Origin of the sequence: Planococcus sp. APC 3906, assembly GCF_030407685.1 — a bacterium.
In the GTDB taxonomy this organism is placed as follows: Bacteria; Bacillota; Bacilli; order Bacillales_A; family Planococcaceae; genus Planococcus; species Planococcus koreensis.
The window spans coordinates 12,006-31,544 of record NZ_JASDCW010000025.1 but is presented as its reverse complement, the minus strand read 5'-3'; the positions used below and the strand labels follow the sequence as shown (position 1 = coordinate 31,544).

At 48.1% G+C, this 19,539-nt stretch carries 15 protein-coding genes; 8 read left to right on the top strand and 7 right to left on the bottom strand.

Annotated elements, in window-relative coordinates:
* Positions 1–183: 183 nt before the first annotated feature.
* From QMA09_RS13475 to QMA09_RS13465, 3 genes are all read left to right on the top strand, one after another.
* Positions 184–891 (top strand): GDSL-type esterase/lipase family protein, encoded by a 708-nt coding sequence (locus QMA09_RS13475; protein ID WP_290213487.1) that lies wholly within the window; start codon positions 184–186, stop codon positions 889–891.
* A 154-nt stretch (positions 892–1,045) separates the two neighbouring features.
* Positions 1,046–2,092 (top strand): HEAT repeat domain-containing protein, encoded by a 1,047-nt coding sequence (locus QMA09_RS13470; protein ID WP_135503981.1) that lies wholly within the window; start codon positions 1,046–1,048, stop codon positions 2,090–2,092.
* A complete protein-coding gene (locus QMA09_RS13465; protein WP_290213474.1) occupies positions 2,089–3,516 on the top strand; it encodes a glycosyltransferase family 2 protein in 1,428 nt (475 codons plus the stop codon). Before QMA09_RS13470 ends, QMA09_RS13465 begins: the two co-directional genes overlap by 4 nt.
* Positions 3,517–4,104: 588 nt before the next feature.
* Here the strand turns inward: QMA09_RS13465 and QMA09_RS13460 are convergent.
* On the bottom strand, positions 4,105–7,299 hold the full coding sequence (locus tag QMA09_RS13460; RefSeq protein WP_290213472.1) for a hypothetical protein: 3,195 nt from the start codon (positions 7,297–7,299) through the stop codon (positions 4,105–4,107).
* Between the two features lie 190 nt (positions 7,300–7,489).
* Between QMA09_RS13460 and QMA09_RS13455 the strand changes: the two genes are divergently transcribed.
* Positions 7,490–8,128 carry an HD domain-containing protein gene (locus QMA09_RS13455; protein WP_290213470.1) on the top strand — a complete coding sequence of 213 codons (639 nt, stop codon included), beginning with the start codon at positions 7,490–7,492 and terminating at the stop codon, positions 8,126–8,128.
* Positions 8,129–8,164: 36 nt separating this feature from the next.
* Here QMA09_RS13455 and QMA09_RS13450 read toward each other — a convergent pair whose 3' ends face one another.
* Positions 8,165–8,377 carry a hypothetical protein gene (locus tag QMA09_RS13450; protein ID WP_135503975.1) on the bottom strand — a complete coding sequence of 71 codons (213 nt, stop codon included), beginning with the start codon at positions 8,375–8,377 and terminating at the stop codon, positions 8,165–8,167.
* Positions 8,378–8,564: 187 nt separating this feature from the next.
* Entirely contained in the window at positions 8,565–9,710 is a 1,146-nt protein-coding gene (locus QMA09_RS13445) for a LysM peptidoglycan-binding domain-containing protein (RefSeq protein WP_483313558.1), read from the bottom strand.
* Between the two features lie 328 nt (positions 9,711–10,038).
* Between QMA09_RS13445 and QMA09_RS13440 the strand changes: the two genes are divergently transcribed.
* Entirely contained in the window at positions 10,039–10,911 is an 873-nt protein-coding gene (locus tag QMA09_RS13440) for a DUF1028 domain-containing protein (protein ID WP_290213467.1), read from the top strand.
* A gap of 198 nt (positions 10,912–11,109) precedes the next feature.
* Here QMA09_RS13440 and QMA09_RS13435 read toward each other — a convergent pair whose 3' ends face one another.
* On the bottom strand, positions 11,110–14,241 hold the full coding sequence (locus QMA09_RS13435; protein ID WP_290213465.1) for an efflux RND transporter permease subunit: 3,132 nt from the start codon (positions 14,239–14,241) through the stop codon (positions 11,110–11,112).
* A gap of 34 nt (positions 14,242–14,275) precedes the next feature.
* Positions 14,276–15,094 (bottom strand): TetR/AcrR family transcriptional regulator, encoded by an 819-nt coding sequence (locus QMA09_RS13430; RefSeq protein ID WP_290213464.1) that lies wholly within the window; start codon positions 15,092–15,094, stop codon positions 14,276–14,278.
* Positions 15,095–15,351: 257 nt separating this feature from the next.
* Between QMA09_RS13430 and QMA09_RS13425 the strand changes: the two genes are divergently transcribed.
* A complete protein-coding gene (locus QMA09_RS13425) occupies positions 15,352–15,873 on the top strand; it encodes a GyrI-like domain-containing protein (RefSeq protein WP_290213463.1) in 522 nt (173 codons plus the stop codon).
* A 98-nt stretch (positions 15,874–15,971) separates the two neighbouring features.
* On the opposite strand, the gene QMA09_RS13420 is transcribed toward QMA09_RS13425, so the two are convergent.
* The gene (locus tag QMA09_RS13420) at positions 15,972–16,442 is read right to left on the bottom strand and encodes a competence protein ComK (protein ID WP_135503965.1); all 471 of its coding nucleotides are present in this window, start codon (positions 16,440–16,442) and stop codon (positions 15,972–15,974) included.
* A 237-nt stretch (positions 16,443–16,679) separates the two neighbouring features.
* On the opposite strand from QMA09_RS13420, the gene QMA09_RS13415 reads away from it, so the two are divergent.
* Positions 16,680–17,165: a sigma-70 family RNA polymerase sigma factor gene (locus tag QMA09_RS13415; RefSeq protein WP_135503963.1), complete on the top strand. Its 486-nt coding sequence runs from the start codon at positions 16,680–16,682 to the stop codon at positions 17,163–17,165.
* An 84-nt stretch (positions 17,166–17,249) separates the two neighbouring features.
* The gene (locus QMA09_RS13410) at positions 17,250–18,521 is read left to right on the top strand and encodes an ATP-binding protein (RefSeq protein WP_221300774.1); all 1,272 of its coding nucleotides are present in this window, start codon (positions 17,250–17,252) and stop codon (positions 18,519–18,521) included.
* 58 nt (positions 18,522–18,579) lie between these two features.
* Here the strand turns inward: QMA09_RS13410 and uvsE are convergent, their stop codons facing one another.
* The gene (gene uvsE, locus QMA09_RS13405) at positions 18,580–19,458 is read right to left on the bottom strand and encodes a UV DNA damage repair endonuclease UvsE (protein ID WP_135503961.1); all 879 of its coding nucleotides are present in this window, start codon (positions 19,456–19,458) and stop codon (positions 18,580–18,582) included.
* Positions 19,459–19,539: the final 81 nt, after the last annotated feature.

Genomic DNA, 19,539 nt, shown 5'->3' with positions numbered 1-19,539 from the left:
GAACTTGAGCTGTTCTGAAGCCGGTGGTAACCGGGTTTCGGAGCGGCTCTTTTTTTGCGAAAGAGAAGCTCACCGAAAAATGGGAATTGGCGGTCAAGTTTAAGAATGCCGGAAGAAGGCAATAAAGTGTATTGGGCGCATGCCCTTACATCTCAGAGAAATAGGAAGTGGCTTAAGGTGAAAATGAAGAAAACATTATTGATTGCGTCGCTCGCAGTAAATGTACTGCTGATTGGAGCGGCAGGGGTCATTGTCAATAAACAAGGTGGTATGGGCTTTATAGAAGAACAATACCAAGCGATGAAATCGAAAGAGGAATTCCCGGAGTATTATCGCCAGAAAAAAGATATTTTTGAAGCGCTTGAAGGTGAAAGTGCCGACAAGATTTTTCTCGGTGACAGCATCACCGACCATGGGGATTTCCAGGAATATTTTCCGGATGAAAAAGTCCTGAACCGCGGAATCGCTGAAGATACGAGCAAAGGCGTGCTTAACCGCATAGATGAAGTCGTGTCGCGGAACCCGGAAGAAGTGTATATCATGATTGGCGTCAATGACATTGCAGCGGGCGTGAAAAAAGAAACGTACGCGAAAAACATGGAAAAGATTGTTCAGTCATTTGACCAAGAAAAAACCCGTGTGGTGTTGCAATCGCTGCTGCCGGTCAATAACGACAGCTTCAATAACGATTTACCGAACAGCCGAGTTGATGACTTCAATGCGATTCTTGAAAAAGTGGCAGCAGACAATAATAGCGAATATGTAAATCTGCATCCGCATTTCGAAGATGGCAACGGACAGCTGCAAAAAGAAATCACGATTGACGGCCTTCATCTCATGGGTGAAGGGTATGATAGATGGATTGAGCAGCTTGAAAAACAGCTCCCATAAGTTTAGACAGGGCACTTCCGCATAGGAGGTGCTCTTATTTTTATAGTTTTCCTTCTTCACATGTAGTAATATTGCAGTATTAACTGTTTTATATTTACAATAATAACTGATATTTAACATAATAAATAAAATTTATTGGGATGGGTGTGAGAATATGGCTAGCTTTTTCGTTTGGTTAATCGGTATTTTACTGATGGTGCAATTTATATTATTAATAGGATTGGCGGGCTGGAAAACGGTTATGATCCGCAATGAAAATACGATTAATGCAGAAATTACCAGGCTGCAGCCCCAGTATAAGGACTATGTTTCCGGAAGCCTGCTCTCGCAGCCGGATGCTCCGGCAGCAAATCGTTTTCAAACAGCTGCGGTAGAACGCTTGCTTGAAAATATGGTCCATGCCGATGCAAATGCATTAAACGGAAAAAGAATTACAGAGTTGGCCCAGCTCCACTTATCCGAAAGATACAAAGTTGTACTGAAAAAAGGTACATGGGCGGAGCGGATCAATTGCCTTTATTTCATTGAAGATTTCAAAATGGTGGAGTTGCGGGAAGAACTATACATGCATTATAAAGGCTTGCACAAGCGCGACGAAGAGTACCGGCAATGTTTGCGTGCAGCTGCAGTATTAGGAGAAGGCCGCATCAGCGAAGCCTTATTTACCGAGCCGCCTTTATCCGTCGGGTTCATCAAAGAACTGCTCGTGAGGATGGACGCGGAGCTATTGTCGGATTTGGCTGGACACATCGAATCTCGCAAAGAAGTGCCGCAGAATCTGCTCTTCGCTTTTATCACCTTTAATGGCGAACAGAAAAATGAAGCCTTCTTTCCTTTTGTCGAGCAAATGATTCATGACGAACGAAAAGAAGTGCGCATCAAAGCGATGAAAAGCTTGTGCGACTATGAGAAAATATCGAATCCGTCTATGCTGGCCGGATTTTTCAAATCCGTTTTCTGGGAAGAGCGGATGTATGCGGCCAAATTGGCGGGCGCATGCAAACTTGATGAATACAAAAAGCCGATGGCTCTGCTGTTTACAGATCCCGTTTGGTGGGTTCGCTTTGCAGCGGCAGACAATATATACGGTTTAGAGGGCGGTTCGAATTTATTGAAGGACATTGCTGCAACGAGCAACGATGCATACGCGCGTGATATCGCGAAGCATATGTTGACCAGGAAAGGCAGGGTGGCCTCATGAACGACGATATGTTGAAAATGGTATTGGAAGGGCTCGGCTGGGCAATCATCATTTATATGCTGACGGCGAATTTAATTTATTTGGGCTTGTTTACGATTGCTGGACCTAAAATCAACCGTGAGAAAAAATTGAATCGCCTCGAACAGATCGAAGGCATGTCGATTAATAAAGACACATATCCTGTTTCTGTTCTTGTTCCCGCGTTCAATGAAGAAACAGGAATCGCCAGCACGGTGCAATCATTGCTCGCTTTGAACTATCCGCAATTTGAAGTGGTCGTCATCAATGACGGTTCGACGGACAGCACCAGTGCGAAGCTTATAGACCGTTTTGAGATGGAGCCGATCGATCTTGCAGCCCGCAGTTATTTTAAAACAGAATTGATGGTTCGGGCTTTTCAGTCAAAGCTTCATCCGCATCTTTTTTTAATCGAAAAAAATAATGGCGGCAAGGCGGATGCATTGAACGCCGGAATAAACTTCTCCCATTATCCATATTTTGCGGCGATAGACGGCGACTCGATCCTTGAACAAGACGCATTGCTGAAAACGATCAAGCCAATCATCGATTCGGATGGACTGGTTACGGCGACCGGCGGCACTGTACGCATCGCCAATGGCTGCCGCATTGTCAACGGTTCTGTCCAACAAGTGCGTTTGCCGAAAAGCCCTCTTGAAATCATGCAGATCATCGAATATTTCCGTTCGTTTCTCATCGGCCGCCTTGGCTTCAGCCGCGCCAATATCCTTTTGATCGTCTCGGGTGCATTCGGCGTTTTTGAAAAAAGCCGCGTCGTGAAAGTTGGAGGCTATAACCGGGAAACAGTCGGGGAAGACATGGAATTGATCGTCCGGATCCACCGCTCGATCAAAGACGAAAAATCAAAGCAGCGCATCGAATACATCCAGGACCCCGTCTGTTGGACAGAAGCCCCAAGCACTGTCGCTTCACTGCGCGCCCAGCGGATTCGCTGGCAGCGGGGGCTGGCTGAAACTATCTGGATCCACCGGAAAATGATCTTGAACCCGAAATACCGCGGCATCGGCATGTTCTCAATGCCTTATTTCCTGCTCATCGAGTTATTGAGTGCGGTGTTTGAAGTGCTCGGCTATGCGTTTATCGTCGCTTCACTGCTGTTTTCACTCGTTGATGCCGACATCGTGCTAATCATGCTGCTGGTGATGATTTTATACGGTTCTCTCTTGTCAGCACTCGCTGTGCTGCTGGAAGAATGGACCTATCACAAATACCCGGATGTCAAAAGTATCCTCATCCTGTACTTTTTCGCATTAACGGAGTCGTTCTGGTATCGCATCGTCATGAACGCTTGGCGCGTGGAAGGCCTCGTATTGGCGTTCAAGAAAAATGCAGCTTGGGGCAATATGGAAAGACAGGGCGTTTTTTCGAAAGAAGATAGCACATAAAAAAGAGGTGTCGGATTTTGTCCGATACCTCTTTGTAGTAGTAGAAAAATAAATAGTTATGTTATTTAAAAAGTGAAAAGTTATTTCCTCTTAGGTATACTGGATTCTGCGCTCCATGCGGACGCTTTCCGCGGACGAAGCGCTGAGCCTCCTCGTCGCAAGCTCCTGCGGGGTCTCATCACTCCGTTCTTCCGCAGGAGTCGCCGCATTGCGCTTCGAATCCTTGAGAGATTGCTTACGAAAAGCGGAGTAGTTAGTTACTCTCTTTAATGAGAGCCACATGCTGACAACCGGTCTGGCCACGAAGACTCCTGTAGGACAGCGAAGGCTGAAGACCCCGCAGGCAAGACTTGGGCGAAAGGTCTTCGCCCAAGTCTTTGCGACGAAGCTAGCGCAGCGATGCAGGAGCAACTCTTTTTTCAGTGACGAGGAGGCTGAAGCTGAGCCCACGGAAAGCGAAGTGGCCAGATTGGTTGGGATATACACAGTTATTTATGTTAATTAGATTTTGTCTACAGTCTGAAAGAGGTATCGGATTTTGTCCGATACCTCTTTGCTTTTATAACAGGAACCCTAGCTGCGGTTCCTTTATTTAATTCCGCCGAAATAGTCCTGAAGGATGTAATACGATTGCTTGAGTCGTTCTTCGGATTCGGGCAATGTCCAGTTTTCCCACATGTAGAAGGATTGTTTGCCAAGACCCGTAGAATCGATGATGGTGTTTTCGCTGTCCGCCAGCACAGCGGATATGCCGATGCCGTCAATCTTCATCGATGCTTCGATGCCATCTTTCTGAAGATCACCGATAAATTCCTTGTTGCTCGGGTCTTTGGCATTCAGCAGCATCCATGGAATGCGGATTTCAAGAACGCCGGTGTCTTCCGAGTAAAACCAGTCATTCAGCGAATCGTATTGCGCCATATCCGGATTTGCGATGCCGAATTGCAGGACGCCTGTTTCATAAGAGCTGAACGGAATCACTTCGCCAGTATCGGGCCGGGTGATTTCTTTGTTCAGCGCTAGGCGGATAGGGTGGAATTCTTCTGTAATGTCTTTCTTGGATTGGGGGATGAATTTTTGTTTTACTGCATAATCATAATAAAAGGTATCGTAATCGCCCGCTACCAACAAGCGAGCGGACTCTTTACTTTTGATCGCCAACTGAAAATCGGCTTTCGCGGTTTCACCAGGCGCCGGATTGAAGGAAATTCCACCATCTTCCCGGATGCTGAAATATAGATTGAAGGTGTCTTTGCCCAGCCACTCCTTCGCGTCTTCATTGAATGTTGTTTTGATGTAAAGATAGCGTTCGTCATGGTCTGCAGCCAACGATTTTATCTTGCCTTTATCATCTTTATACAGTGCAGTTCCGGAATCCCAGTCATCTTCTCCGTCCACTTTCACTTTATGGCGGTCAAACGCCAGCAGCCCGAATTGCTGTTCATTTGTCTGGGCGTTCGACCAAAACGGACGCCGGTCGGCATTGTCGTAATCCATCGTATTCCAGGTCCGCTTGAACCATTCGTCCTGCCAAGTGAAAACGATGCCGCCCAGCATATTTGTTTCTATAATATCTTCATACAGGTGTTGTGCGATATCGCCATGCTGTTTTTCCGAGATGAATCCTTGGTTCCAGCCGAACGGGTTATCGTGGGTCTTGCCGCGGGAAGCGGGAACGCCGAATTCTGCGATGAGGATCGGCAGTTCATGTGAATCTTTCAAGTCCTTTAAATAACCCGCATAATTATTGCGTTCCCCGCGGTGGTCAATAAATTCGGTGTATTTTTCCTCGAGATTCAAAAAGTCCGGATAATAGGGATACACGTGGTAGGAAGCGAACATTCCTGTTTCCGATAGGTTTTCTTTGGCTTTGATGTGGTTTGGATCCACTGTAGCGATATCTTCAATATCTCCAACGTCAGCCGGGTGCTCAAGATTATCGGTCGTCACCCAGTTCGTGAAGCTCAGCGGGCGCATGCTTTGGTATGTTTCCATTTCGTATTTAGCAAGTCCATCAAGCTGCTGGGCAAGCCAATGTTCCATCGGGTTGGCGTTTTCCGTGTAAATGTGGGTGCCGGAAAAGTCTCCGAGATCCGGGTAGAGCCGGTCCATTTCCTCCACCATTACGGGATCCCATTCAATGCCGATGACCCAGCCAATCACGTAGGGCGAAATGTCTGCTGTATAATTGCCGGATGCATGCCCCGGCTCCGGTCCGACTTCTGCTTTGCCATGAATCACATCTGCAAGCTTGCGGATTTCTCCCTGAAAGCGCTCAGTTATTTCTGGGTCGAAAGCATCCAGTTTTTCGGCTAATGGCTCTTCATCAATCCATAAGCCCTGCAGCAGGTAAAGCGGTTCTTCTGCCGCTTCGTTGTGGCGCTTTAAGGCTTCGTAAAAGCCGGGAGGATGAAGCGTATAAATGCGCAGCACATTGGCGTTCATATCGGCAATCTGCTTGAACCAGCGTTCGTATTCGCTTTGCGAGATGGCGGCTTCACCAGGGAAAGTGCCCGGTTTTGCCATGCCCATATTGACGCCTTTGATGGTCATCGGCCGCCATTCGCCGTCTTGGAAGACTTCAAACTCCTGGCCGTTGATACGGGATGGATAATTGATGCCGTCTTGCTCTGCTTGGATGGTTTCATGGGCAAGTTGCTGCGGCTGATTTTTTGCATCACCCAAGATTTTATCCATCAAAGGGGCGTAAGTCTGCCAATAAAAACTCGTCTCTGATTCAGGCTGGGCGAGGGACAGCCAGGACATGATTTTGCTGTAGCCCGCATATTGATAAAAACTAGGCACCTTGCTGATATCCACAAAGTCACCTGCAAAATAATACGCATCCGCATTGTCTTTTTGTTGGCGGACGATGGCTGGGAACGCTTCAGGAATGCCGTTATCCTGTAAAATCTTCGAACCGGCGCTAGTCAGATCCCAGTCGTAGCCCGCTATGACGGATTCGTCTGCCTTCGCTTCACTGATGTCGAACCAATACTGGAAAGCAGGGGAGCTGCTAAGCCCGAAACGTTCCGCCCCTTGTCCGCTGAATTGCATGCGGATGCCATCGGGTCCGACCTCATTTCTTTGTTCCGACAGCACAACAATCCTCTCCTCTTTGTCGTTCACGAGAACAAAACCGCTTCCTTGAAAATCCCATGTACTGTTATCATCTTCGTAGCGTGAAATGACCCACGCCGGCACTTCTTCATCGGAACCGGCCAGTTCTTTGAAATAACGGCCGCTCCAGCCTGTCCAAGAAACGCCAAGAAATTCCGTCATGTCTTCGCGGACTGGGCTATCGGTGGGCGAAGAAAAGGAATTGAATTCGACGACCAAATCGGAGCCGCCGTTAGTAACCTGCCTTTTGACGGTTTCCCATTCGGCCATGTCCATGCCGCCGTATATGAGGGAGGGAGCATCGCCGGTGCTGGAGTTCCAGCTGAGATCTTCTTCGTACACACCATAGGTATCCGCTACATAAATCAAATCCGAACCTTCGAGCGTATCCGGCACTTGTCGGATCGAGTAATCCTTTTCTTCTTCATTCGGCAAAAATCCGTAGAAATCCGAATCTTCTTTGTAAGCACTGCCGCCATCTTTTGTATAGCCGCTGTAATTCAGCAGCCACGTCAAGCCATGATGTTCGCGGTAGTTCTCTGTAGGCACCGTTTTATCGATGATTGCAACTGCAAGCGGCTCGGTTTCTTGGAAATGCCATACCAACATCGGCAAGGCCAATAAAAACAGAAGCGTAAATACCGTAAAAATTATCTTTTTCAACTATGTTCCTCATTTCTAATGGTCACTATAATCAAAACTGGACTTCTTTTCTTGAACTAACAGCGTTAGAGAGAACAGCCAGCTTTTAAGGCCCTTTTTATAGATTGATTATACCCTGAAAGGCGCAAAAGGTAATGCGAAGGGTGTAGAAAGTTTCAAAAATTTTCCGCTTATCTTTTAAAAAGGATGAATGACATCTGTAGATAAAGTGAGTGTGAATACCGCAATCCGGCTTTTGTTGGACAAGCGCGCTATACTGTGGGAAGAAAGGTGTGAGGAGATGGAAGGGATTATCGATCAGGCGATTCAATTCGCCGCTGTCAAACATGCAGGGCAAATGCGCAAATCCACAGCCGTTCCATACATCAGCCATCCGTTCGCTGTAGCGATGCTGCTGCAGGAAGCTGGGCATGGAGCTGAAGTGGTGGCCGCCGGTATATTGCACGATACACTCGAAGATACATCAGCAACCGCAGAAGAAATTTTAACACTTTTCGGAGCGGTGGTTCTGAAACTTGTTGAAGCAGCGTCTGAGCCTGACAAATCGCTGCCTTGGGAAGACCGCAAACGCCATACAATGTCATCTCTTGCGCAGCGCTCGGATGATGAGCTGGCTGTCATCATCGCCGATAAATTGCACAACCTGCGTTCCATTCGGCTCGATATCGATCGCCATGGCGAAAAAGTATGGAGCCGCTTCAACAGAGGCAAAGAGCAGCAGGCCTGGTATTACCAGGGGATTGTCAATGCAGTGTGGGAGCGGAATGGTCAAGTGCCGCTGATTGCCGACTTGAAAAAAGAAGTGGATTTGGTTTTTTCAAATGCATGAAAAAAACGCTTGGAGTTTTCCAAGCGTTTTTGTGTGCTATAAAAATAAAGCAATAATGGCCGTGACAGCAAAAGCGGCATAAAAGGCGAATGCTTTTTTCGTTTTTTGGTGGTATGCATAGCGGCTGATTCGCTCAGCACCTGTTTTCTTATGGGCGCTATAAGCTTTCAAATGAATGGACAAGGCGATCAAGGCAAAAATAACGCTTATCGCCAGTAAACTGAATTTAACGATCAGGATTAACTCCAAACGGTCTCATCTCCAAAATCTAAATCATTGCTGTACTTATTCCGGCTTTTATTATAATACGATTAGCGAGAAATGACTATATCCAAACGGACGATTGAAAGAGCAGAATCGCCATGGCGAAAAGGATGCGCTGAATTTAGCGCATCCTTTTGTAATGAAGCAATGCGTTGGAGCGGATAGCTCACCGTCATTTTGGAATGATCAGCACTTGTCCGACTTGGATGATGTACGGACTGGCAATTTTGTTGGCAGTGGCAATGGCAGCGACGGTCGTATTATACGTCCGGGCAATGCTATAAAGCGTATCGCCCGCTTTGACGGTGTACTTGACTGTTGCCACTGGCGGTGCGGCTACCGGAATGATCAATACCTGGCCAACTTGAATCAGGTTGTAATTGGTGATGTTATTGGCTTTAGCCAGAGCTGCGACGGTGACTTTGTATTTTGTGGCAATGCTGTAAAGCGTGTCGCCTGCTTTAACGGTATATTTGACAGTTGTTGCCGGAGGCGGAGTGGTGGTCCCTGGAATAAGCAGCACTTGTCCGACCCGGATTAAGTTGTAATTGGTGATGTTATTGGCTTTGGCCAAAGCAGCGACGGTGACTTTGTATTTAAGCGCAATGCTGTACAAGGTATCCCCGGCTTTGACTGTGTAATACGTTCCACCAGCTGTTGGCATATTCAATAGCTGTTGGACTGTCACGAATGAATAGCCTTTCGCTTTCAGTTTTGAAATCATGCCCGGCAATGCGCCTGGCGTACCGGATGCCCCAGCTCCAGTGTGCATTAGGACGATAGAGCCCGGGACGATATTATTGACCACTTTATCAGTAATGGCAGTCGATGAAACACCTTTCCAGTCGACTGTGTCAATATTCCATTGGATGGTATGTGTGTAGCCCGCAGCGCCGACTCCTGATAGCACAGCTGAATTCACTGCCCCGAAAGGCGCGCGGAATAACGGTTTCGATGTTTTGCCGGTAATGTTTTTGATTGTGGCTTCCGCTTTATCGAGTTCCGCTTTCATCTGGGCAGCTGTCAATTTAGTGAAATCCGGATGCGAGTAGGAATGGTTTCCAATGGCATGGCCCTGCGTGGTGATGTTTTTGATCGACGTTGGATGGTTGGCGGCGCCAGATCCCGTCAAAAAGAATGTGGCTTTGATTTTATTGGTCGACAGAATGCCAAGAATCTTGTTGATGTTCGCGCCGTCCGCGCCGTCATCAAACGTCAATGCCACCACTTTTTTTGTTGTGCTTCCTTTTGTGACGTAGGTCGAAGCGGCCGCTTCCGCATTTAGAGAGAACGACAATGCCGTGAACAATATGAGCATCAGCGCAGCAATAACTTTAACTAGTTTACTTCCCACGGTTCTCACCCCTTTTGTTTTTCCGGGCTCTTCCCGGTTATGTATAGAAATAAGGTGAGGCGATTTTACTATGTATGTGTTTTTAATTTGAAAATTCAGATTTTATATGACTCTATTATATCAGATAATTTTGAAAATTAATAGTTGGGTTGTATTTGTGATAAAAATTTGTTTTATGGGTATTTGCTGTTGCTATTGTTGAATCTAGCCAACCGCAAAAAAGTTTACATGGATTTCAGGGGAAGGTAAGATTTAATTATTCTGATAAATAGACGGATGGGGGAATTTATAAATGAAGCAAGTCAGCAAACATAAACTAGTAGCGACTTTTTCGATAGCAGCGGCAGATCCTGCAACAGGGGAAGTCGGGGTGGCGGTGCAATCCAAATTTCTGGCAGTAGGTTCGGTGGTGCCCTGGGTCAAAGCGAATGTCGGCGCTGTCGCTACGCAATCATGGGCGAACACATCTTATGGGCCAAGAGGGTTGACGCTGCTGGAGCAAGGTTTATCGCCGGAAGAAGTGATTGAAGAACTTGTTGGTTCTGACGAAGGCAAAAGCCTGCGGCAAGTTGCGATTGTCAGCGCGAATGGCGAAGCGGCTGCATTCACGGGTGCGGAATGCTACGACTGGGCGGGCCACAAGATCGGCCGCCATCATTCAGCGCAAGGCAATATCCTCGTCAGCGAAGAGACGGTAACTGCGATGAGCGAAACATTCGAACGCGCAGCTGGAACGCTTGCCGAACGCTTGATTGAAGCGCTTGCCGCCGCCCAGCAGGCAGGGGGCGACAGCCGCGGCAAGCAATCGGCTGCGGTTTATGTGCAGCAGGAAGGCGCGGGCTACGGCGGCTACAACGATGTCAAAGTCGACCTGCGCGTCGACGACCATCCGGAGCCGATCGAAGAATTGCAGCGGCTTTACAAGCTCCATCAATTATTCAATGCGCCATCGGAGAATTTTTTGGCGCTTGAAGGCGATGTGTTCGAAGAGGTGAAGCGCAAGCTAGTTGAGTTGCGGGTGCTCGATCACAAAGAATATCCTTCCTATGAAGGGCCAGTGAAAGATGCACTGAAGACGTTCGCTCTGAGCGAGAACTTCGACGACCGCTGGACAGAGGACAATCAAATCGATGAACAAGTCTACGAATTTTTGCTGGCTAAATAATGGGAAAGGGCCGCTGATGTTCCGTCAGCGGGCCGGATTCGGCGGCAGAAGCGTATTTCGGCTGCAATGGGGCGTATTTCATTCGCAATGGAGCGTATTTTGAGCCTTATAGAGCGTATACCGACGATAACAGAGCGTATTTCAATAAAACACGAAAAAGCGGGCACACTCCTCATCGAGTGTGCCCGCTTTTGGCTTTTAATTCACTTGTTTCTTACGGAATTTCGATACGACTTCGTAAACGATCGGCACAATGACCAACGTCAGCAATGTCGAGCTCGTCAAACCGCCGATTACCGTGATGCCGAGGCCTTTCGAAATCAAGCCGCCGCCTTCCGCGCCAATGGCAAGCGGAATGAGGGCGCCGATAGTCGCAAGGGCCGTCATCAGGATCGGGCGAAGGCGTGTCGTGCCGGCTTCAAGCAAAGCGGCACGCGTCGTGTAACCTTCTTTCTCTTTGTGGATGACGCGGTCGACCAGCACGATTGCGTTGGTGACCACGATGCCGATCAGCATCAAGACGCCGATCAACGCGTTGACGCTCAACGGTTCGCCTGTCACCCACAATGCCACTAGAACGCCGATAACTGTGAACGGCAAGGAGAAGAGGATGGCGAATGGCGCCAAGGCGCCGCCGAATGTCACGACAAGAACGAAATAGACGATTGCGATGGCTGCGAGCATCGCCAGTCCGAGCTGCGTGAACGATTCGTTGATCTGTTCCGCAACACCGCCCTGGTCGACTGAAACGCCGCTCGGCAATTCCAGGCCGTTGACGCTTTCATCGAGTGAAGCCGCGATTTCTGATGCATTATTGCCAAGCACGTCCGCTGTCAGCGAAGCGTACATCTGGCCATCGCGGCGGTTGATCGTATCTGGTGAACGGCCTTCTTCGACTTCCATGATGTCGCCTATTGCGACCGTTGTGCCAAGCGAAGTCGGCACTTCAATCGCCGTGACATCATTGATGTCCGCATAATCGGTTTCCGGCATTTCAATATAGACATCCAAATCTTTGCCGTCTTGCTGCACGGTCGTCAACACCGGCGCTTGGCCAGTACCGCGCAGCGCCATGCCGACTTGTGCAGAAGTCAGGCCGTATTGGCTCATCGTTTCCTGATCCGCAACGAGCGTGTATTGCTCATACGCTTCGGTCAGGCTCGATTCCACATTTTCCAGGCCGCTATTGTCTTCCATAAGCGGCTGGATCTGGTCGATGGCGGACTGGATGTCTTCCGTATTATCGCCGTAGACGAAAAGCTCAAGGCCGCTTCCGCCGACAGCCGCGAAGTCCATCGTCTTCCATTCCCCAGCGTCGGTGCTGCTGTTCAGCTCCTCAATGAGTTTGCCGCCTTCTTCGCTGAAGTTCTCAAACTCGCTGTCGTATTCAATAAAGAACAGCGCGGAATTATTGCCGCCGCCGGACATGGCGGCCATTGGATTTTCTCCGCCGAGCGAGTATTGGTAAGTGGTAACGCCTTCGCGCTCGCTGATCAACCCTTCTGCGTCAGTGGCGATTTGTTCGACATCGCTGCGCGTCTGGCCAGGTTCCGGCGAATACGTTGCCATGACCATTTTTTGTTCTTCTTCCGGCAGGAAGCTGACGCCGATGACCGGCACCAGGAACAAGCTGGCCACAAGCAAGACGGTGGCTGCGCCGAACGTGATGATTTTATGGTTCAGTGACCATTCCAGGACGCGCTTGTACATGCCAGCCAATTTGCCTGGCTTTTCTTCGTGATGGCTGGTTTTATTGGCAAGCTTGCCGTTCAATTGCTTGGCGTACATGGAATGCGCCAGCATCGGGACGATTGTTACTGCAACCAGCAATGAAGCCGACAGCGCAAATACGACGGCCAAAGCGAATGGCAGGAACAACTCGCCGATCTGCCCGCTGACGAGTGCCAGTGGAAGGAATACCGCAATCGTGACGATTGTCGATGAGAAAATCGGAACGAACATTTCACGCGTCGCTTCGCGGATCAACGCTTTGCCGCGCAGAGGTTCGCCAGGCAGAGCCATGCGGCGGTATATGTTTTCGATAACGACGATCGAGTCATCGATAACGCGGCCGATTGCCACTGTCAACGCGCCGAGTGTCATGATGTTCAAGGTGATATCCATCTGGTTCAAAAGGAAAATCGCCATCAAAAGCGACAACGGAATCGAAATGATCGAGATGATCGTCGTTTTGAAGCTGCGCAGGAACAATAAAATGATGACAACGGCAAACAGGATACCGAACAGCGCTTTGCTGAGCATCGTCTCAACAGACTGCTCAATCGGTTCGCCTTGGTCAAATGTTGTCGTGATCGTCAGGCCATATTCCTCTTCCAAATCGGCTGCAATGTCTTTCACCGCATTGACCACTTCCACCGTGTTGGCGTCAGGCGCTTTGACGATCTGGATGCCGATCGATTCTTCGCCATTTGTGCGCGAAATCGATTCGGCTTCGCTGACAACTTCGATTTCGGCAAGTTCGCCCAAAGCGACCGTCGGAATCTGTGTGGGAACTGCAGTTGCTGCATCAGGTGGGGTCTCCATGCCTGGAGGGGCTTGAGCCGGTTCTCCAGTTGGTGCTGTTTGCGGAACCGCTGGAATTTGCAATTCTTTCAAATCATCGACTGTTGCCACATTGCCGTCAATGACCAAGTTTTTAATCTCGCCGCCAAATTCCGTCAGGCCGAGAGGGAAAGTCAGGTTCGATGCTTGGATCAATTGCTGCACGGCATCTTGCGTCAATCCATAGCGGGCCATTGCTTCTTCGTCAAAAGCCATGGTGACTTTCTCCAAACGCTGGCCGGAAATTTGGGCGTCCGACAAACCGGCAACGCCTTCAATTTCAGGCATTACCGTGTCTTCCACTGTTTTTGTCAGTTCTTCAAGAGACTGCGCTTCGTCGCTGATGCTAAGTGTCAGGACAGGGAATGCATCAATGCTGATGCGGGAAATCTGAGGTTCGCTCGCGCCGTCCGGAAAGGTCAATTCGGACACGGCACTTTCGACTTCACGCAGCGCTTCGTCCATGTCCGTATCGAAATCGAATTGGACTTGGATCGATGACGCGTTTGCGAGTGACGACGACGTCAGCAATTCGACGCCATTCAAATTCTGGATGCGCTGTTCGATCGGCACCGTCAATTCGTTCATCACTTCGTCAGGCGCAGCGCCTGGGTACGGCGTAACGACTGTCAGTGCAGGGACCGTAATATTCGGGATCGATTCCTGTTTCATCGTCAATCCGGCGAATAAACCGGCAACAACCACCATGATCGTCAAGATCCACAGCGCGAATTTATTGTTCAGGGAAAAATCAATGATCTTTTTCATGCATAATCTCCTCGTATAAAAAATGGGTTCGGTGTTATATCAACTTCTGGAGCCGGGAAAGTTCTGGCTCAAGTTCCGGTTCTTGCGCCAAATAAGCGATCAGCGCTTCGATCAGGAAATCCTGGCGTTCGGGCTTGCGGACTTCTTCTTTTAACAGGCGCAGCGAAGACAAACGCTTTTCATTGTCCGCTGCAGTGTGTCGGATTTTTTCTTCTAATGCTGCAAAAGTTTCGTCCAATGGGCTCGGCGCGTGAGGGATGGCGGACAGGACCGGTTCCATATGCTCCAAATTCAGGACGATGGCATCCATACTGGCAACAATGAAATGTGCAAGCTTGTTCACATCCAGGCGCTTATTTTCGAAAATGAGGTAAATGAAAAACTCGCGCTTCATGCCGTCGAACAGCGCTGCCAAATCGGCGATGAATGACTTTGCAGCATCCCCGTAAACTTCAAGCAGCATGTTTTTGGTGATGTCCAGCTGCGATGTCCGCAATTCCTGGAACAAAGCCTGCATCTGTCCGCTGTCGTCTTTCGGAAAATCCTTGAAAATCATCAGGAAGAATTCCTTGTCGGAAATGGTCTTTTCGATTTCAAAGATTAATTTGTCAATGAACGCCTGTTTGCTGTCGGCAGCATCTGTAAAGCGGGGAGCGGCCATCGCAGCGTTCAAATCGAGCTGGTACCGTTTCAGCAATTCGACGAATAGGCTCTCTTTTGAATCGAAATGTTTATAGAACGCTCCTTTGGAAATTCCGGCTCCATGGGCTATTTCCTGAACGGAAGTCTGATGAAATCCTTTGGAAGAAAAAAAGCGTGTAGCTTGCTTCATTAGTTCCTGTCGTTTATCCATTTAATCCCTCCTTGTAACCATTGAGTCATAAAAAGTAACCGTGTGGTCATAGCTTAACAATAAGGCTTAAGGCACAGGAAATCAATTTCCTGAAGCACTCAAGATATGTACATTTAATGTCGGTTCAGCATGCAGGAATTTCACTGCAGTTATCGAATTATTACTATATAAGCTGGACCAAGAAAACAACGAATATAATGGCGCTTCTGAAACCTGCAAGGGAAAGACTTCTAGCATAATTGAAAGGAAGGGTTGAGATGGCCCGACGTTATATAAGTGAACCGATGGTAGAATACCAGATGGAAAAGCCGTATGCAGCAATCGCGTTCGAAACGGTGGATGTGGAATGGGAGGAAGCGGCTGCGTTGATTCCCGAAATCGTTGAGTGGCTTCAAAAAAGGAAATTGAAGGCTGAAGGAATGCCGCTTTACAGGTATTGGTGTTCAAGCGGCGGCGATGAAGCGTTTACGCTGGAAATCGGTGTGCCAGTGGACCGGATGGCAGCGGGGGATGAGCGGGTCGTGGTCAGCACGATTCCCGGAGGATCTTATTTGAAGGCGATCCACCGGGGGCATCCTGATAATTTGCCGGAGTCGCATGAAGCGCTGGTGCAATGGGCGCAAGCGGAGGGATTGGAATTCGACAAGCGCTGGGAAGAGGAATACGAAATTTGGAACGGACGATTTGAAATTTTCTTGACGGATCCGGAAATCGAGCCGGATCCTGAGAAATGGGAAATAGAAATTCTGCTTTTATTGGTCCGCGATGAAGCGGCATAACGAAAAAGACACCTCTCTCTGAATTGGATGGCTCGTCCAATGCACAGTGAGGTGTCTTTTGCTTCTAAGAAAGGAGGTTCGAAATAGCAATATGCTGATTATATATCGTATCTGTCGCGAACTTTCAAATAATAATACAGCATTTCATACATACGCGTGCGCTGCTTTTCCAAGGTATGGATGGAAACGTCAAGCACCACTGAAATGCCATATTGTTCGTAAATGATTTTAGTTTTTCCGACCGATACGAATTCGGTCCGATAATCATGGTTGAAAATCCAAACGCATTCCGGATGGGAAGGGGATTTTGTTGGAAATGCTGCCACGCCGTCACTTGAGATGAGAATGGGTGTTTTTTTGTGCTGATTAAGGTTATGCCTCGTTGCCTTGACCCGGCCTTCGTAAGTCGAAGCGTAAAGCATGCATGCCCTGTCTATCAGCTGCAGGGCTGAGAGCCGTGAATAATACTCCCCGTGCTTCGTCACCACTTTCGACTTGCGCTCTGTTTCATATGAAGACAACAGAAATAATGTGGAACGGTCAATAAAATTCTCATCATACTTTCCCAAGCAGTTGATCCCCTTTCTGCGTACTAGAGAATCTTACCATTCGGTTTTTGGAGAATCAATACTATAATCAGAAAATAGGATATTTTATGACAATTTAATACGACAAACGTCATGTATTGAGTATACAAAAATATTCGATGATAGATTAGACGTGTTAATAATGCTTTTGTGCAGTTCTCCTGGGTTGGCTAAGCTAGCCTTACCCGGGAATAACAAGGACGTCCAGAAGGATTAGAAGTGGATACAATAGAAGAAGTATTGCAGCAATATACACCAATGATTTCGGCGCTCATCCGAAAATTGCATATTTACCGCGATTTTGAAACATACCGCCAAATTGGCGAAGTAGCCTTATGGCAAGCGTGGCTGCGGTTTGACGAAACAAAAGGAGATTTTACGCCGTTCGCTTACCGCTCGATCCATGGAGCAATGCTGGATGAATTGAATCGGGAAAATCGGTTTTCCATCCGTTTTACGCTAATGGAGAATCCGGGGGCGGAAGAGCCGGCAAACCCTCTTCTTGAGAATAAACTGCCAGAATGGTTGGAATCCATCCGTTTGTCGGCGCAGGAAAAATCACTTCTTGAAGATCTTTTTATCAACGGCGAGAGTATTCGGAAACTCGCTGAGCAGCAAGGCCTGTCCGTTTCAGGCTTGAAAAAGAGGAAGGGGCGTGCGCTGGAAAAAATCAGGAATGCCATGCCGGATGACGTTTATCCATAAAAGAGCTGGACGATATGGCTGAAATGTGTGGATTGTCCTACTGCCCAAGTTGTATAATGAATTTCAAACTATTTCAGCGAGGGGATGGACGAGATTTTTGAAATGATGACAGGAATGATCAATAATATCTTTTTCATCATTTTCCCCATCCTGATGTATCAGATGTTTGCGACTGCGGGCAAACGCAATTTCTTTAAAAGCCACCGGGCAATATTGACTGCGCTGTTCTCGCTATCCATCATTTTATGCATGGTCTTTCCCTATCAAGTTTTGGGGGAAGAATACATCTTTGATCTCAGGCAAGTGCCGCTCATTGTCGGAGCACTTTACGGCGGACCGGCTGTCAGTGCGATTCTTTTCCTGGTTGCGGCAATCGGACGCATCGCCATTGGCGGGGATGGCATGTACATGGGCGTATTGACCATTTTTGCAGTTGCTGTTAGTGTCCCGCTTCTGCGCCCTCTTTATATGCGCATCAACCGCTTATGGAAAGTGGTGCTGGTCTTTGGCATTGCCATCGTTTCTTTGGTTTTCAATATGCTATTGGGAAATTGGCTTTTCGGCAACCCGATCGGCAATATCTTCAGCCTTTGGGCCATTCTTATGCTGAGCCAAGGAGCTGTCACGGCAATCGCCGCATTATTGATCGAGCATATCCAGCGCCAGGAATATTTATTGAATTCATTGATGAAGCATGAAAAGCTTGAGACCGTCAGCCATTTTGCGGCTTCGGTATCTCATGAACTCCGCAATCCGATCCAGAGCATTCAGGGATTCGTCCAATTAATGAAAGATCATGAGTATAGCCGCGACAAGCAAATTGAATTCTACGATACGATGCTTCACGAAATCACAGCAGCGGACCAGTTGATCGAAGATTACTTGGTTTTTGCGAAACCAGTGAGCGGCAAGCTTGAGCTCCTCCAAGTGAAAATGGAAATTCAGCAAGTGCTGAAGGTGCTTACACCGTACGCTAATTGGGAAAAAGTCACTATCAATTTAATTGATGGTGGCTGCCAGGCGAAAATCATGGGGGACCGCCAAAAGTTCCATCAAATGCTCATCAACATCATCCGCAATGGAATCGATGCCATGCCAGACGGCGGGATATTGACGATCCGCATCAAGGAAAAAGCGCCTTCTGTGCTGATTCTCATTAAAGATGAAGGATGCGGCATGACCAAGGAAGAGCTTCAACGCTTAGGGGAACCTTATTTCTCTACGAAAAGCAAAGGCACCGGTCTCGGAATGATGGTATCGTATAGCATTGCGCACCAATTGAGCGGCGAAATAAATGTCCAGTCTGAAAAAGGCAGGGGCACCGTATTTACATTGGAATTCCCTACAGCCCAATAGAAAGGAGGCCGAATTAATTTCGGCCTCCTTTTGCTTTTCAATTGATTTCATGGCGGAGTCATTGCACGCTTTGAAGTTTGCGTACGAATGGCAGCACGGATTGCTCTTTCAGCTTCGCTTCGAACATGATGTCTGCATCAGTGCCGCCTAGCAGCAAGAGCAGTTCATTAAAATCTTCTTCGGCAATAAGGTCATGGTGGCGCAAATCGGTGAACCCTTCTTTGCCTGTGCTGATGTGGATTTTCGGCGTCCCGAACCCTTCCCACGTTGCCAGGATTTCCGAAAAGTCGACCGGTTGCCCATCGTTATTGCAATTATGGTGGTGGATGTCGAAGCACACTGGAACGCCTGCAATTTTGCTGACGTCAAGTACATCGCGTATGGTAAACGTCTTATCGTCATTTTCCAGGCGCAGCCGCTGCTTGATAGAAGGCGAGAGAAGAAGCGCGTAATTCTCAGCAAACCTTTGCTTGGCTTGTTCTTTATCGCCATATGCGCCTCCCGTATGGAGGATCAAGTCGTTGCCCCCGAGCAATTGAATCAGCCGGTCATGGTACTCCAAGTCCTGGACTGATTTCTCGACGACCGATTCTTTTGGTGAATTTAGGACGGTATATTGGCCGGGATGCATGGAAATGCGCATTTTATACTTTTCCACAAGCTCTCGGATCTGTGCAGCAATTTCAAGGAAATCCGGATCTTCCCACCATGTCCAGTCGTTAATCGGATGCGTCGATAAAGGGATAATGGAGCTGGATGCACGGTAAAAATAAATGCCATTCTCCACATTCCATTTCAAAATTTCCAAAGTGGTCTGCATATTCTGCAGCGTCAATTCCTTTATTTTAGCCGATCCTTCCATTTCCACAGTCGCAACGCGCACCGTGCGGAAGACGGTTTTCAGTTCAGTGTTCATACAAGCATAGCCTAATCTCATATCTTCAACTCCTTAAGTTCCTATACCCGATTCTAGCATGATGCACCCATCAAAACAGCGCCTTGTGTTCGTGTATAATGG

Excerpts from the sequence above, each read along its gene's own strand:
- QMA09_RS13475 (WP_290213487.1), top strand. The coding sequence starts at position 184 with ATGAAGAAAACATTATTGATTGCGTCGCTCGCAGTAAATGTACTGCTG.
- QMA09_RS13470 (WP_135503981.1), top strand. The coding sequence starts at position 1,046 with ATGGCTAGCTTTTTCGTTTGGTTAATCGGTATTTTACTGATGGTGCAA.
- QMA09_RS13465 (WP_290213474.1), top strand. The coding sequence starts at position 2,089 with ATGAACGACGATATGTTGAAAATGGTATTGGAAGGGCTCGGCTGGGCA.
- QMA09_RS13455 (WP_290213470.1), top strand. The coding sequence starts at position 7,490 with ATGACATCTGTAGATAAAGTGAGTGTGAATACCGCAATCCGGCTTTTG.
- QMA09_RS13445 (WP_483313558.1), bottom strand. The coding sequence starts at position 9,710 with ATGCTCATATTGTTCACGGCATTGTCGTTCTCTCTAAATGCGGAAGCG.
- QMA09_RS13440 (WP_290213467.1), top strand. The coding sequence starts at position 10,039 with ATGAAGCAAGTCAGCAAACATAAACTAGTAGCGACTTTTTCGATAGCA.
- QMA09_RS13435 (WP_290213465.1), bottom strand. The coding sequence starts at position 14,241 with ATGAAAAAGATCATTGATTTTTCCCTGAACAATAAATTCGCGCTGTGG.
- QMA09_RS13430 (WP_290213464.1), bottom strand. The coding sequence starts at position 15,094 with ATGGATAAACGACAGGAACTAATGAAGCAAGCTACACGCTTTTTTTCT.
- QMA09_RS13425 (WP_290213463.1), top strand. The coding sequence starts at position 15,352 with ATGGCCCGACGTTATATAAGTGAACCGATGGTAGAATACCAGATGGAA.
- QMA09_RS13410 (WP_221300774.1), top strand. The coding sequence starts at position 17,250 with ATGGACGAGATTTTTGAAATGATGACAGGAATGATCAATAATATCTTT.
- uvsE (WP_135503961.1), bottom strand. The coding sequence starts at position 19,458 with ATGAGATTAGGCTATGCTTGTATGAACACTGAACTGAAAACCGTCTTC.